This is a genomic window from Flagellimonas meridianipacifica (genome assembly GCF_003001695.1).
Classification (GTDB): Bacteria; Bacteroidota; Bacteroidia; order Flavobacteriales; family Flavobacteriaceae; genus Flagellimonas; species Flagellimonas meridianipacifica.
On the sequence record NZ_PVYX01000002.1, the window covers coordinates 657,581 to 673,246 of the forward strand.

The window sequence follows — 15,666 nt, forward strand, 5'->3', positions numbered from 1 at the left end:
GTTTTTAGTTAAAATTAAAATGATACCGTACAAACCCTTCCATGGCTTCATACTCGGCCATACCCAAGGCATTGTAACGGTTAGCAGTTTCTTTGTTTCGTTGTTCGGCTCTTTGCCAAAATTCTCGTTCATCATTTCCAGGGAACATGGCACTGTCCTTCTGGGATTGATGTTTGAAAATGGCATTTTTCTTACGTGCCATATCTTTTGGTCCAATGGGCACGGTCATTTCCATATCGGCAACTTCCCATTCTTGCCAAGCTCCTCTATAAAGCCATACATAACAATTGTTTATCCAATCTTGCCGATTTTTTTTCAGTAAATCGATGGCTTGATATATGATTTCAAGGCAAACCCTGTGTGTACCATGTGGGTCCGATAAGTCCCCTGCCGCAAATATTTGCTCGGGTTTTATTTTATTGAGTAAATCGTAAGTGATTTTTACATCCTCTTCTGAATGTGGTCTCTTTTTTACAGTTCCCGTTTCATAAAAAGGAAGATTCAAAAAGTGGGCATTCTTTTCCTCTACGCCGCAGTAGCGGCAGGCTGCTAAAGCTTCCCCTCTTCGTATTAGCCCTTTGAATTTTTGTATTTCCTCGCTGTCTACCTGTCCTGGTTTCTTGGAGGCCAAAAATTCCCTAACCTCCTTCAGTTTTTTGTCTAATTCTACATTATCTTCTTGAACGGTAGCGGCAAAGTCCAAGAATCTGATTACTTCATCATCAAAAACGGCGATATTCCCTGAAGTTTGATAGGCAATATGAACATTGTGACCTTGGTCCACCAAACGCAGCAGAGTCCCACCCATAGAAATTACGTCGTCATCAGGATGCGGACTGAATATTAAAGAAGTCTTTGGGTGGGGGTTTGCCCTCTCTGGACGTTGACTATCGTCGGCATTGGGTTTACCGCCGGGCCAACCTGTTATGGTGCGCTGGAGCTGATTGAATACTTTTAGGTTAATCTGCTCTGCAGAGCCTATTTCGGCTACAAGATTTCCCATCCCATACTCGTTGTAATCCTCATTCGTGAGTTTAAGAATTGCTTTATTCAGTTTTTCCGAAAGCCATATGGTCGCACTTTTGATCAAATGGTCATCCCATTTGCATTCTGTGACTAACCAAGGGGTCTGGATACGTGAAAGTTTGGATGAAGAAGCATCATCCAAAACAAAGTCGCAATTGTTGTGGTGCTGTAAAAAGGTTGCGGGAATGGATTCCTTAATTTGGCCTTCCACAGATTGCTGTATCACATCTGCTTTTCCTTCTCCCCATGCCATCAAAATTATTTTCTTGGCAGATAATATAGTTCCAACACCCATGGTTATTGCGCGCATGGGAACGTTCTCTTGTCCAAAAAAGTCACTAGCAGCATCCAATCGGGTTACACGATCTAATCGAATGAGCCTTGTTTTACTGTTAAGAGAAGACCCAGGCTCGTTAAAACCTATATGCCCAGTTCGGCCTATACCCAAGATTTGGATATCGATTCCTCCTACATTTTCAATCTTTTTCTCATAATCCAAGCAATAATCCCGTATTTCTTCTGGTGAGAGGCTCCCATCAGGGATATGGACATTCTCGGCACCTATATCAACATGATTAAAAAGATGCTCATTCATGAACCGAACGTAACTATGCAAAGAGTTTGGTTGCATAGGATAATATTCGTCCAGATTAAAGGTGATTACGTTTTTAAAACTCAGTCTTCCTTCTTTGTGAAACTGAACCAAATAATCATATACCTTAGTTGGTGTAGACCCTGTTGCCAACCCAAGGACGGCTTTTTTACCCTCTTTTTGTTTTTCTTGGATTAGTCCCGCAATTTCATTGGCCACAAAAAGAGACGCCTTCTTGGAATCTTCCTGGATAATGGTATGGATTTTCTCAAACCGCCGGTCCTCGAGTAGATTAGGATTCATGTAAATAAGCTATAGTGTTCTTGCAAAAAATCGAAATACTCTTTTCAAATGTATGCAAAAAACAGCAAATAGTACGATTATTTGCAATATTTGTCGATTTTTGTTTAATTTTCTGTCATATTTGCCATATTTTGCTGTAATTGAAGTTCGTTTTAAGATTTATTTAACTTTGCGCTCCGTATGCTAAAGGAAGAAAGACATCAATTCATACTAAATGAAGTAAGAATTCACAATAGAGTATTGCTTACGGATATAGCTGATTTGTTGAAGGTTTCTGTGGATACGGTGCGACGCGATATTAAGGAACTTCACAATACCGATCAACTTAAGAAGGTACATGGTGGAGCAATTTCCCTTGGGTTTAATACATATAGTCCGGTTGGGAAGAAAGTCTATTCCTTGGAAAAGAAATCTCAAATAGCCGAAAAGGCAATTACTTTAATAAAGGAAGGACAGGTAATTCTGTTAAGTGGTGGTACTACAAATTTGGAATTGGCCCGTAGACTTCCTTCCAAAATGAAACTTACCTGTTTTACTCCCAGTCTCCCAATTGCTGTCCAGTTACTGACCAAGTCGAATGTTGAAGTAATTTTTATAGGGGGAAGACTTTCAAAAGATTCTCAAATCACCGTTGGTGGTAGTGCAATCAATATGTTGTCAGAAATAAAAGTGGATATTTGCTTTTTGGGCACCAACTCCATTCATCCTGTGCAAGGATTGACCGAATTTGATTGGGAAATCGTACAAATGAAAAAGGCTATGATCCACAGTTCCAGAAAAGTGGTTTCACCTTGTATATCAGAAAAAATTGGATCTTTGCAACGGTATAAGATATGTGGTACGGAAGATGTAGATGTTTTAATTACCGAATTGGAACCCTGGGACATTAAGCTTGATGCCTTTAAAACTATGAACTTACAATTACTGTGATTGTGAACGAAAAACATGTGAAGATAACCGAAGAAGCCTCTCATTACGATGAGTTGGAACAAATGGATACTTTGGATATTATATCCAGCATCAATAATGAGGACAAAAAGGTAGCTGAGGCTGTAGAAAAAGTACTTCCAAAAATCTCCCATTTGGTCGATGAAATTACTACTAGATTCGAAAAAGGAGGTCGTTTATTCTACATAGGGGCAGGGACAAGTGGCAGATTGGGTATTTTGGATGCCTCTGAGATTCCACCAACTTTTGGGATGCCTCATGACCGGGTCATTGGTCTTATTGCAGGAGGAGATAGCGCAATTCGAAAAGCCGTTGAATTTGCAGAGGACGACACAAAACAAGCCTGGAAGGACTTGAAGGAATATCATATTGATGAAAATGATGTTCTAGTAGGAATAGCGGCATCGGGAACTACACCTTATGTATTGGGAGGAATTCATGATGCTAGAAGTAATGGTATTCTTACCGCAGGTATTACGAATAATCCAGGTTCTCCATTGGCCATAGAAAGCGATATTGCCATTGAAGTGGTGGTTGGACCTGAATTTGTTACCGGGAGCACACGCATGAAAAGCGGTACCAGCCAGAAAATGGTCCTTAACATGATTTCGACGGCGCTTATGATTCGTATTGGAAGGGTAAAGGGTAACAAAATGGTCAATATGCAGTTGAGCAATACCAAACTTGTGGATCGAGGAACCCGGTATTTGGTGGAAGAACTGGAGCTTAGCTATGATGAGGCTGAAAAAGCACTCATAAAATATGGGTCGGTTAAAAAGGCCATGGAGGCCTTAAAGCAACAATGAGTTTTGAAGAGCGACTTTCAGGCGGCCATCCGAATTCACTCGGAAATACCATTGAAGTAGTAGAGGAAGTATTACAAAACCCCAAACTTTTCGACGATTTCTTTAATTGCTATTTTAGTCAAGACGAAGTAGTGCGACTTCGCGTTTCCAATGGCATGAAACGGATTTGTAAAACCGATATGTCCATTGTTTTACCTTATGTGGACAGACTTTTGGATGAAATTTCAAAAATTGACCAAGCTTCAACCAAATGGACTTTGGCCCAGCTGTTTTTGATGTTGGAAAAAGACTTATCTCAATCCCAAAAGGCTCACGCTCAGGAAATACTTAAAACAAATCTGATAACACATTCGGATTGGATTGTTCTGAACCAAACCATTGAAACCTTAGGAAAATGGGCAAAAAAGGACGAAGTGTTAACAAAATGGCTTCTCCCATATTTAAATCGATTGGCCCAGGATGAACGAAAATCGGTATCAAAAAAGGCCTTAAAAACCCGAAAAGAATTGACCTAATTTTATTTTGGAACTAGTCTGAAGATACCTTTCCCTTCAATACCAACATAAATATATCCATCAGGACCTTGTTTCACATTTCTAAGCCTTCCTTGTCCATCCAATAGCTTTTCTCGGTAAACCACTTTGTTATTTTTTAGTACCAAGCGTTCCAAATATTGGAAAGAAAGTGAACCCACCAAAAGGTTTCCCTCCCATTCGGGATATTTCTCAGAGGTTACAAAGGTCATCCCACAGGGAGCTATTGAAGGTGTCCACTGATAAATGGGTTGCTCCATCCCTGGTCTTTCGGTCTCATCGGTAATTTTTGTCCCAATATAGTTGATGCCATATGTAATTACGGGCCAACCGTAATTTTTTCCTTTTTCAATGATGTTAATTTCATCACCACCCCTAGGTCCATGCTCATGTTCCCAGATTTTTCCAGTAATGGGATGTTTTACCAGACCTTGTGGATTTCGATGTCCATAACTGAAAATCGCGGTTTTCGCACCTCTACTATTTACAAATGGATTATCTTCCGGAATGCCTCCATTATCCTTAATTCTATAGATTTTGCCACCATCTCTGGTAATATCCTGTGGGTTTACCTCTCGATTACCTCTATCTCCAATGGAGAAATAGAGGAAACCTTCATTGTCAAATTCCAATCTACTTCCAAAATGTTGCCCCCTTGTGGTATTGGGCACTCCTTTGTAGAGCACTTGTTTATCTATAAGTTGATTTCCCTTCAGCTTGGCGCGCATAATAGCTGTATTTCCGCCATAACCACTACCATCGTTGGAGGAATAAGAGAGATATATCCAACCATTTTCCCTGTAGTTAGGATGTAATTCTATATCCATTAGCCCTCCTTGTCCCCGAACATATATTTTAGGAAGGTTCTGGATTTCAGTAACTTTCCCTGACTTTACTAAGAGTAATTTTCCACTCTTTTCCGTAATCAATATAGCCCCTTTCGGAAGAAAAGCCATACCCCATGGATTCCTAGTTCCATCCACTACAGATTCCAGTGTAAAAAGGGCTTTTTGAGGAAGATTTAGGCTATTATCCGTCTTTTGGGCACATGAAGAAGTGAGCAGTACAACGAAAAAATAGGGAACTAGCGCACTTTTTTTCATAGTTTTACGTTGAAAAGTTAGATAATGTAGACAAAATACGGCTAATTGCGGTCGAACGACAAATAGTTTATTATAAGTTTAGAAAATTACAATTGATAGAATATCAGGTCCCAAATCTAATATTCTAGCCATAACAAGACTTAACCTATGCTTCCTCGAAAAACAAGGCATTTAATCTATGCCGTGTTGTTCATATCAGCCTCAATATATGGAACCACGGTATTGGCGGAAACAAGTGTCGATGGACTTATCTCCAAGGCGGTCTCCGTTATTTCTGAGTCTACTGCAGAAAAAGAATCCACAGTATTAGAAAGTAAGCAGAGTACCCTGAATGGTAGTTTCTCCAGCATGGCAAGTCCCATGTTTATGACCATTATTCAAGGTGCAGATGAACAGGTGGTTTGTCCAAATGATGGAAGTACTTTAGCCAAGTTCTTTCTTTGTGGTACTAGCGATACAAGAACCCTTAGTCTTTCCCAATCAGGTTCCAACTATGAATGGCAGCAGCTAGACCCCAATACTTGTGCCCCTACTGTGGTGGAAGACTGTCCTACGATAAATGCTTCTTGTACATGGAATACAGTTGGTACCAATCCAACATTTGTTCTGGCTACTAATGGAGAGTTTAGGGTCCGTGTAGATTCGGGTCAATATTTTTATTTCAAGTCCACGTTAAACCCGTTAGATCCTCAATTAATCCACGAGGATATTATTTGTGGAAATCCAGGCAGGGTAGAAGTGACCAATGTGCCAGCTGGCTACGAGTATAGTCTTAACAATGCTGGAGGTCCGTATCAAGACGACCCATTTTTCGATATTACTGCGCCCGGCGACTATCGGGTTTTTGTACGTTTGAGAAATTCACCTTCAAGTGCGTGTGTTTTCCCATCCAATATGGTTACCGTTCAAGATTTGAACATTAACGTGGATGTTACTGCGAATGATATTCTTTGTAGTGGTGAGTTGGGTAGTATTGATGTGCAGGTATCGGGTGTTCCAGGATTTTATACCTATCGTTTGATTAAAAATGGAGTCACTGTTGACACCTTTGGGCCAAATGCAGCGGATGCTTACACCTTCGCAAATGTGGGTACTGGAGTCTACAGTATTCGAGTGGATACAAATGATTGTTCGGAGACTATCAATTTGGATGTAAATGGTGACCCTATCGAAATTGGTAGTGGAATTAGTCCGCTGGATGTTTCTGCAACAGCTTCCGACAGTTTTGGATGTGGCGCCACTTCCATAGATGTTGACGTTGCCACTTCGGGAGGTACTGCACCTTATCGCTTTAGTGTAGATGGAGGTCCTTTTGGGCCAACCTACACGGGAACCAGTTCATTTCCGGTAACTACTTCTGGAACATATTCCGTTTTGGTAGAGGATGCCAATGGATGCCAAAGAAGTGCACTGGTAGATGTACAAGACATACCACCCCCAACGTATACTTTAACAGAAGAAGACGCCAATTGTGGAGGCTCCAATAATGGCCGTATTACCGTTAATATTGTAAATGGATTTGGTTATGAAATCGAATATAGCGCTGATAATGGAGCTACTTTTCAGATTAGTAACGTGTTCTCAAACCTTGCTCCAGGAACTTATGATATTGTTCTTAGATATCAGCAGGATACATTTGTTTGTACCACCACACCTCAGGTAGCAACCATTGGAACACCTTCTAATATTACGGCTACGGCCAATGCGGATTCTGCTCCGACCTGTTTGAATGAAACTGGAGGGCAAATCACAATTTCTGGTGTTTCTGGAGGTACAGGACCTTATGAATTTAGTATTGGAGCGGGATTTGGAACCAATCCCGTATTTCCCAATTTAGGGGTTGGAACCTATACACCATTAGTTCGGGATGCCAATGGATGTGTGCAACCGCTTCCAGATATCGTTTTCAATACTTTGGATAAGCCGACGGATATGGACTTTGCCATTTCCAGTCTAAACTGTATAACCACTACGGCTACCATTGATGTAACAGTAACTGACGGAACGGCACCGTATACTTATGAAATTATTGCTCCAGCAGCTAGCGCAATTAACAATGGAACCAACAATAGTTTTGTTGGTTTGGGATTGGGAACTTATACCTTCAGGGTAACTGATGCTGAAGGATGTTCTTATGATGAGAACTATGCCATAACGGATATTAGTTCCATTGGCGTCCAAGCGCAACAGACCAGAGTGGTTACCTGTGTGGGTGATTCCGATGGAGAGGGTAGGTACTTGGTTGATGGTTTTAATTTGACCTATAGCTATAGTATAGATGGAGGAACCGTATTCACAGGTCAAACAAATAGTATTATACCACTAACAGGTCTTGCCGCCGGAAGTTACGTGATTACCGTAACGGATGAGGAAACCAATTGTACGGATACGTCTACTTTGGTTATAGAAGAACCTTCTACTGCATTTGCCATTTCCAGTCTGGATGTTACAGCGATGAGCTGCCAAAATGGTAACATTGGTGCAGTTCGTGTAAACACCGTTGGTGGATGGGGAGGTAACCGTTATACCCTAACCCAGCCAGATGGTTCCACTAGAGGTCCAAAAAATGGTCCCGTGTTTTCCAATCTTTCCCAAGACGGTTTATATCAAGTTAGCGTAACGGATGCTAATGGATGTACTGTAACCGACAGTTTTACATTGACCCAATTGGATGCTCCGACCTTAACTTTGGATTTAGGTTCATCTGATTTATGTTACGATAACTTCAATGCGGCCACTTTGGTTGTAAATGCCTCTTTGGGAGCGGCACCATATCAATATCGAATTAATGGTGGGCCATTGGGAGCAAGCAATACATTTAATGGGCTTACCCCAGGAACTTACACCATTGAAGTTGTTGACGCCAATGATTGTAGGGATACCGTTACTCGCACTATAGAACCTCAGGTAGTGGCGAATGCTACAATTATTCAAGAATTGGATTGTGCGGGGCCTCCAGCTCAAATCCAAGTTGACATCAGTAATGGATATACTTCAGGTGGGGATTATGATATTTATGAGGTCAGTATTAATGGAGCTCCCTATACTTCAAACAGCAACAATATTACCGGGAATTCATTTGTGTATAACATTCCCAATGATGGCTCAATTACTTCCGATACCACATTCCAATTTTTGGTAACGGACAGTCAGGGCTGTACCACAGAAACCAACGTGGTTACCATTACTCCTCCAGAAACCATCGCGGGTAGCGTTGTGGGAACAGACACGCAATGTGGTGATTTGACCAGCGGTATTGTGGAATTAATTCCTGATACAACCCAAGGGGTGCCTCCATATGAATTCAGTAATGATGGAGGAGCAACGTTTAGTAGCCAGAACATCTTTTCGGGATATGGACCGGGTTTGCAAACAGGGTTCGTAATACGAGATAGTAGGGGATGTGTAAGTCCAGTTTATGATGTTACTATTGGAAGCAGTACACCCTTGGATGCTACACCAACCCCTGTAGATGCAGTATGTTCTTCAGGTACAGTTGAAGGTTCGGTATCCACAACAATCACAAACGGTGTTGCTCCTTTTGATTACGAGCTGTTTGACGCGAATGGCGGGTTAATTGCCTCATCAATTGGAACAACAAGTACAACGGTTACCTTTCCAAACTTGCCATTGGGTAACTATACTATAGTAACTCGCGATTCTGAAGGATGTGAAGACCGGGATGATTTTGTGATTGACCAAAACCAGCTTGATTTAATACCCTTAGATCCTGACCCACTATTGTGTAATGATACGTCGTTTCCATATCGGGTAAGGGCTGTTGGTGGTACGGCGCCTTACGAGTTCCGACTTGTAGGTCAACCCACCTTTAACCCAGCCGACAATGCTCCAGTGCCTGGGGACACATATGATTTTACCGGACAGGTAGTTCCTGGCGTTACCTACTTTGTTGAAGTTAGGGACGCAAATGGATGTACCTATATAGAGGAAATTGACCCTATTGGACCGGCTAACCCTGTAGCGGTTGCTGCTACGGCTACAACGGCATCCTGTAATATTTCCGGAAGCGGTGTGATTGACTATGATGTAACTGGAATTCCTGGTGGAAACTTTGAGGTTACTTTAGAAAACACAGATACTGGAGCGACAATATCAGGGCCGCAAACATATTCAGGTCAAGCGATGCCCTTTAGTGATACCTTTACCGGTTTAGCTCCAGGAAACTATCAAATCATTGTAACCGACACGGATACAGGTTGTGCCGGAAGTACCTTGGTTTTTATTGGATTAAATTCTCCTTTTATAGCAGTGGACAGTAATGTGAACGCTACCTGTAACGCTGGTGCATTTGTTACTGTAAGAGGATTTGGAAGCACAGGGCCTTATGAATATGCCTATGTGCCAACAGGAGACCCAACTCCTTCCACTTTTTCAACGGATACTACTTTTGAAATAGGAGCTCCTTATCCAACAGATTATGATTTTTATGTAAGGGATGCCAATGGATGTACCGCTTTTACCACTGCGACGGTCACTCAAGACCCAGGTATACCTACACCAGCAATCGATGTAATCAATCAATGTACGGCTACTAGTGGTTACCAAATAAATGTAATAGCACCTCTAACAACTGGACCCGCCCCTGAAACTACTTTTCAGTACGATATTGGAAGTGGTTTTCAGAGTAGCCCCAACTTCGTTGTTCCCAATCCGGGGAGCTATGTAATTACGATAAGAGATGGTAATGGTTGTACGACCACGGTAAATGCGGATGTTTTTGATTTCTTCGCGATTACTGCAGACGCCACTTCTTTACCTACGTGTAACGCGGGTGATGGTGAGATTACAGTCAATACCACAGGAGGTAGTGGAAATTTTGAATTTCAACTAAGAGATGCTGTCACTTTAGCTAATATTGGAGCTGCTCAAACTTCCAACACCTTTATCAATGTTTTACCTGGAGACTATAATATTTTGGTGACGGATTTAAGTTCCAATACAACACCCTTATGTACTGATGAGGCAGTTGTAAATGTATCTCTTGTAAACACTCCCGTTATTACGGCTACTCCAAGTACAAATGTAAGTTGCCATAATGCAGGTGACGGTACCATTGCAGTAGAATTACAACCTGGAAGTGATACTGACACTCCTTTGAGCTATGTTTTATATGATGGTGCAACCACGACAATCGTAGCAGGACCGCAGCCTATGGCTTTGTTTGATAATTTGGCGCCTGGCACGTATCAAGTCGAAGTTGTTTCGGATAGGGGATGTTCAGATCGTTCTGGAAACGTAATCATTACAGAACCAACTGAACTATTGGCCAATGCGATTAATACCGATTTTACCTGTAATCCTGCGAGTAATCAGTTCAGTACAGCGACAATTACCATTTTCACCGATTCCAATGGAGATGGTACAGGTACGGCAACAGGTACGGGGCCGTACACCTACAGTATGAATGATGGAACACCTCAATTTGATGGTACCAACTTCCAAACCAGTAACACGTTCGAAGTAATTGATAATGGTACAAATCAAACCATAATTCTAACAGCAAGAGACCAAAATGGTTGTGAAGACACCGCTACCGTGACTATCAACACACCAACGGATATAACGTTTAGTTTCAGTGTAAACGAGATTACTTGTGATGCCACGGGGACAGGAGTAAGTCCAGGTTCTATCGACATCATAATAAACGAAGGACCAGGAAATTACGAGGTAGAGATTTTACCATTGGGCTCCGAGCCTGCTAGAAATTCTAGTGGAACCGATAGGGTAACGTGGGATATTTCCACACCTGGAGATTACATCTTTGCGGTTACCGATATTGGTAGTGGCGGATGTACTTACCTTACCCCCACAGTGACCATGCCGGAGTACAACAACATTGAAGCCACTATTGCGGAAGTGCGCCCAGTTACTTGTTTCAATGGTAATGATGGCGAAATAAGTTTGGAGGTAAACCATTATAGTGGTCAATACAATTATGAAGTCTTTATGCGGGACAATGCTGGTGTAGAAACCTCTACCGGAGTTATAGGAAGTTTTGATACCAATGCCCCTATAAACACGCCTGAGATAATAACAGGGTTGCCTGCTGGTAATTTGGTGGTTCGCGTCGAAGCTCTGGATACACCGTTTTGTGATGTGGTAAGTAATGTGACTACCGTAAGATCTCCGGACCGGGAATTGACAGTTCCTCTGGTCCAAACAGGTGAAGTTACCTGTAATGTACCAGGTTTTGGTGAGATAACAGCTGCAGGAGATGGTGGCTGGGGTGGCTATGAGTATCAACTTATTGCCCCAGACGGAGTAACCGTTTTAGTGGACTATCCGAACACAAATCCTATTTTTCAAGGTTTGTCCACAGGTACTTATCGTGTAAATATTAGGGATGCAGAAGGATGTGAAAGATTCAGCACCATTAATTTGCCGCTGCCAACCCCTATTACCGCGGATATTCAAATCGTACAACCCTTGCGTTGTAACAATGATAACGATGGAATAATAGAAGCGTTCAACGTTGCTGGAGGGCAAGGGGCAGGAAACTATCTCTATCAATTAAATCGAATTACAGATGGCACAAACAGTGGTCTTCAAACCACACCTACCTTCGCTAATCTTTCAGCAGGGGATTATACCATAACCATTTTCGATGGATGGAACTGTAGTTTTACCACCATACCGATTACAGTGCAAGACCCAGAAATTGTGATTGCCCAATTGGTTGAGCTTCAACCTCCAGGATGTGGAGATTTGGGTAGAATGGAACTTACGGTAACAAACCCTGAGGTTGGAGTGGATTATTTTTATAGGAGATCAGGTACTGCCGACCCATTTACCCCTTTCGGAGTAGGTATGACAAGTATTGAAATATTGGCAGACATTACTGTGGACCCAGGTCCCTTCCAATACGATGTTCAGAATTCCAATGGTTGTCCATTTGAACTTTCAAATCAGATTTCATTGGACCCAGCGGCTCCGTTGGTCATTGCGCTCGATTTGACGAATGCTACAATCAATTGTGCTGGTGAAGCGACAGGTATTATTCGTTCAGAAGCCTTTGGAGGTATTGGTAGCTATATGTATACCTTATTGAATTCCAATACACCTCCCAACCCGACGGCCACAAATACGGTTAGATCTGCCCAAGGTTCAGGTATTTTTAGAAATCTTGCACCCGGAACTTACTACGTTTATGCCCAAAGTGGTGGTTGTGAGGCCATTTCAACACCAATCGTGATTGAACCTAAGCCACCGTTGGTATTGGAGTATTTAGAAGCTGTACCGGTATTGTGTGCTGGAGATAGCAATGGTCAAATCATAATCGAAGCCAGTGGAGGTACAGGAGCTATACGTTATTCCATTTCGGACAATTTGAGTGAATTCTTTGTGGGGGATGACCCTGTACATCCGAACAGACGAACGTTTACAGATTTACCTCCTAGAAGCTATGATATCATTATTCAGGATGATTTGGGTTGTACCATTACCCGTACGGTTGAGATTACCCAGCCGATGGAACTTCTTGCCGGAGTGGTTTCCACAACCCCAGAGACCTGTTTGGGAGATGAAGATGGAACCATGACGCTATCTGTTACTGGAGGAACTGCACCATATTATACTAGTGTCAATTCTGCAGATGATGCGGATTTTGTCCAAAATGATACAATGTTCTTTGATAATCTTGCAGGAGGTGAAACCTACGTTGTATTCGTAAGAGATGCCAACGGATGTGAGACCCAGGTAATTGCTGATATTGATTTTGGTATCGAGATTATGGCGGAACCCATAGTGGAGTATGGTTGTGAAGGTATCTTCCCCAATAGTACCACTACAATTTCGGTTCAGGATAGTTCGTTATTACCCAATTTACTGTTTTCTTTAGATGTAGAAGATGTTCAGTTAGCTTCAGACCAGCGAATTTTTGCTGACTTAGCTCCCGGCGAACATACTGTGTATATCTACCATCAAAATGGTTGTATAACCTTCGTCGAATTCGAAATTGATGCCTACGAACCTCTTGTTTTAGAAGCAGAAAAAACAGGTCCCAATGAAATTACGGCTACGGCGTCTGGAGGATTTGGCGGGTATGAATACTTCTTCCAAGGAGAATCTACAGGGGAAAATAACGTGTTCAATATTATTGAAGATGCGACGGTAAATATTATGGTGGTTGACCAAAACGGTTGTGTTGCCAACTTTGTATTGCCATTCAATTTTGAAGGTATGCCCGATTTCCCTCCCTTTTTCACTCCGGATGGTGATAATATGAACGATTTCTGGTACCCACAGAACAGAGAGTTCTTCCCAAACATCGATGTCATTATCTACGACCGCTACGGTAGGGTAGTAGCACGATTGGATCAAGTGAGAAAATGGGACGGTACTTATGAGGGGTCACCCCTGCCAACCGGTGATTATTGGTATGTGGTAAATGCAAACGACTCAGAAAAGCAACAGTTCGTAGGACATTTCACACTACTTAGGTAATCAAAAGCGTTTTTTATACTATATTTAGAGAATATTAAAAATGCTGGTCTTAGACCAATTGAGAAACCAATATTGACCTAATTTCTTTTGTCCCTGAAAAGAAAAATAGTTTTCGGGAAGCAAAGGACAGTAAACCAGAAATGAATAAAAACCTAAACACCCAAATTTCTTCTTTTCTTCTTGATGAAACGCTAAATTTTAACCATTCTATTTTTCGTCTTAATCTCTATCTGAGCGGATATAGCGAAGCGTACAAACCTTACAAAATTGATTATCATACGGTTCTTACAAGTTATTATCTGTGGGGAGGCCAAAATCTGGAAGAATTTTGTCAAGACCAAACCTTGAGTTATTTCTTATTGAATCCAATCAATGATTCCCCTGAAGCTAGAGAAGCATTGAGCTTGGAAATTCGGGAATTCTTATCTGGAAAATAAATTTTAGGATAATCGGTCAATTGCCTAAAAGAAAGTTTTTAATTCAGTAAAATTTATATTTTTGCAATCCATTTTCGGGATGTGGCGCAGTCTGGTAGCGTACACGCATGGGGTGCGTGTGGTCGCTGGTTCGAATCCAGTCATCCCGACTTTTACATAATTTTAACATTTTAAAGTCCTGATTGCCAGGACTTTAGTTTTTTTGAAAGAATCCCAAAAGTATGCAAAAACACTCTTAAAAGTTACCTATTCGGTTACCTACTTTTTCCCCTGCTTTGGGATGGCCCGTGTTTCCTGGGTTTCAAGGGCTTTGGGTGTCGGGCAACCAGGTCGCAAAACGTCTGTTTTTATCTAAACATCTGATTTTATGATACTTAATAGCATTCAATCACGGTAATTTTTTGGTTCATTCATACAATTAATGCCAATTTGTTTCAATTTGGCGATGAGGTTCGTCGGGCTGACGTACCGACTCATTTCTTCGTAAAACCTTGGAAGTGGATGTTCGTTGTGTTTTTTGATTTTCCGCGAATTATTATTGGGAATTAAGATTGAGGATAAGCATCAAATAGAGAAGTGAAATATGTCCTATAAAACCTTCCATTTAAAGGACAAACAGCAAACTTCTATTCGGTAATTTCTTTGAGTTTGGATAAAGCCCTTGGCCAAGATTCTTTGAAGTAGTCTTCCCATTCTGGAGCGGAGTCCATTCGTATCTTAAGAATGGTCGTACCGTTTTCTGAAATGAACGTATACTCCTCCAGAGCCCCTGCAAAGGCATCCACTTTTTCCCCTACAATTATTTCTTCTCCGTCCTCTAAAATTCCAGTATGTTCAATACTTACGAACTCATTAGCACGGTTTTCGTTGATACGACTTACCATTCCACAGGCTTTCCCGTCGGCATCATCGGACAAAAAGAGAATTTTTGAGCCTTTATCCCAACTTCCTTTATAACGGGAGGTAGGGCTAAACTCAGCCGTCCATTCCTCGAAGGTATTTTTGTCCAACATTGTTTGATACACTTTTGATGTTGGTGCATTGATTTTGATTTCAAAATGCAGTGTTTTCATCTTTTAGGTTTTAATGATTTCAACTTCTTCGGGAATCATCAGGAACAAAGTACAACCCGTCAAAGACTTTACACCATGTTTTCCTGTTGGTGGTGTGCAAAGATAATCGCCCTGTTCCAATTGCTCACCTTCAATTTCGCAACTGCCTTTCAATACGAAGATCTCCTCCCCGGCTGGATGGTTATGATAGGGGTAAGACGCACCGGCTTCAAATTTGAGGAGAATGGTTTTTGAGCGGTTGGTAGGTTCATCAAAACGTAGTGATTTCACAAAAACACCTTCGTAACGCAAACCCTTTTCAATCAATGGTTGCCATTCTTTGCTTTTACTCTTGGTAATGTAATCTGCTATTGCCATGTTTTTATTACAAAATTCCATGCTT

9 protein-coding genes and 1 tRNA gene are annotated in these 15,666 nt (G+C 41.5%); 6 read left to right on the forward strand and 4 right to left on the reverse strand.

Annotated elements, in window-relative coordinates; all coding sequences use genetic code 11:
* Positions 1-4: 4 nt before the first annotated feature.
* Positions 5-1,921 carry a glucosamine-6-phosphate deaminase gene (nagB, locus tag CLV81_RS12950; RefSeq protein ID WP_106145532.1) on the reverse strand — a complete coding sequence of 639 codons (1,917 nt, stop codon included), beginning with the start codon at positions 1,919-1,921 and terminating at the stop codon, positions 5-7.
* A 180-nt stretch (positions 1,922-2,101) separates the two neighbouring features.
* Here nagB and CLV81_RS12955 point away from each other — a divergent pair, with 180 nt between their 5' ends.
* The 3 genes from CLV81_RS12955 to CLV81_RS12965 are packed head-to-tail and all read left to right on the forward strand — an operon-like array spanning position 2,102 to position 4,190.
* Positions 2,102-2,851: a DeoR/GlpR family DNA-binding transcription regulator gene (locus CLV81_RS12955; RefSeq protein WP_106145533.1), complete on the forward strand. Its 750-nt coding sequence runs from the start codon at positions 2,102-2,104 to the stop codon at positions 2,849-2,851.
* Between the two features lie 2 nt (positions 2,852-2,853).
* Positions 2,854-3,675: an N-acetylmuramic acid 6-phosphate etherase gene (gene murQ, locus CLV81_RS12960; protein WP_106147536.1), complete on the forward strand. Its 822-nt coding sequence runs from the start codon at positions 2,854-2,856 to the stop codon at positions 3,673-3,675.
* A complete protein-coding gene (locus CLV81_RS12965; protein ID WP_106145534.1) occupies positions 3,672-4,190 on the forward strand; it encodes a hypothetical protein in 519 nt (172 codons plus the stop codon). Before murQ ends, CLV81_RS12965 begins: the two co-directional genes overlap by 4 nt.
* A gap of 2 nt (positions 4,191-4,192) precedes the next feature.
* Here CLV81_RS12965 and CLV81_RS12970 read toward each other — a convergent pair whose 3' ends face one another.
* Positions 4,193-5,311, reverse strand: a complete 1,119-nt coding sequence (locus CLV81_RS12970) for a PQQ-dependent sugar dehydrogenase (protein WP_106145535.1) — start codon at positions 5,309-5,311, stop codon at positions 4,193-4,195.
* A gap of 147 nt (positions 5,312-5,458) precedes the next feature.
* Between CLV81_RS12970 and CLV81_RS12975 the strand changes: the two genes are divergently transcribed.
* The 3 genes from CLV81_RS12975 to CLV81_RS12985 all read left to right on the forward strand — a co-directional run bounded on the left by CLV81_RS12975 (position 5,459) and on the right by CLV81_RS12985 (position 14,360).
* Entirely contained in the window at positions 5,459-13,774 is an 8,316-nt protein-coding gene (locus CLV81_RS12975) for a T9SS type B sorting domain-containing protein (protein ID WP_106145536.1), read from the forward strand.
* A gap of 140 nt (positions 13,775-13,914) precedes the next feature.
* Complete coding sequence (locus CLV81_RS12980) at positions 13,915-14,211, forward strand: hypothetical protein (protein WP_106145537.1); 297 nt, start codon at positions 13,915-13,917, stop codon at positions 14,209-14,211.
* A gap of 75 nt (positions 14,212-14,286) precedes the next feature.
* A tRNA-Pro gene (locus CLV81_RS12985) sits at positions 14,287-14,360 on the forward strand.
* Positions 14,361-14,837: 477 nt separating this feature from the next.
* Here CLV81_RS12985 and CLV81_RS12990 read toward each other — a convergent pair.
* Together CLV81_RS12990 and CLV81_RS12995 are read right to left on the reverse strand one after the other, a co-directional pair.
* On the reverse strand, positions 14,838-15,284 hold the full coding sequence (locus CLV81_RS12990; protein WP_106145538.1) for an SRPBCC family protein: 447 nt from the start codon (positions 15,282-15,284) through the stop codon (positions 14,838-14,840).
* A 3-nt stretch (positions 15,285-15,287) separates the two neighbouring features.
* Positions 15,288-15,641, reverse strand: coding sequence for a cupin domain-containing protein (locus CLV81_RS12995; protein WP_106147538.1), 354 nt, complete (start codon positions 15,639-15,641; stop codon positions 15,288-15,290).
* Positions 15,642-15,666 lie beyond the last annotated feature (25 nt).

Coding starts and splice junctions, on each gene's coding strand:
- nagB (WP_106145532.1), bottom strand. CDS start 1,921: ATGAATCCTAATCTACTCGAGGACCGGCGGTTTGAGAAAATCCATACC.
- CLV81_RS12955 (WP_106145533.1), top strand. CDS start 2,102: ATGCTAAAGGAAGAAAGACATCAATTCATACTAAATGAAGTAAGAATT.
- CLV81_RS12965 (WP_106145534.1), top strand. CDS start 3,672: ATGAGTTTTGAAGAGCGACTTTCAGGCGGCCATCCGAATTCACTCGGA.
- CLV81_RS12970 (WP_106145535.1), bottom strand. CDS start 5,311: ATGAAAAAAAGTGCGCTAGTTCCCTATTTTTTCGTTGTACTGCTCACT.
- CLV81_RS12975 (WP_106145536.1), top strand. CDS start 5,459: ATGCTTCCTCGAAAAACAAGGCATTTAATCTATGCCGTGTTGTTCATA.
- CLV81_RS12980 (WP_106145537.1), top strand. CDS start 13,915: ATGAATAAAAACCTAAACACCCAAATTTCTTCTTTTCTTCTTGATGAA.
- CLV81_RS12990 (WP_106145538.1), bottom strand. CDS start 15,284: ATGAAAACACTGCATTTTGAAATCAAAATCAATGCACCAACATCAAAA.
- CLV81_RS12995 (WP_106147538.1), bottom strand. CDS start 15,641: ATGGCAATAGCAGATTACATTACCAAGAGTAAAAGCAAAGAATGGCAA.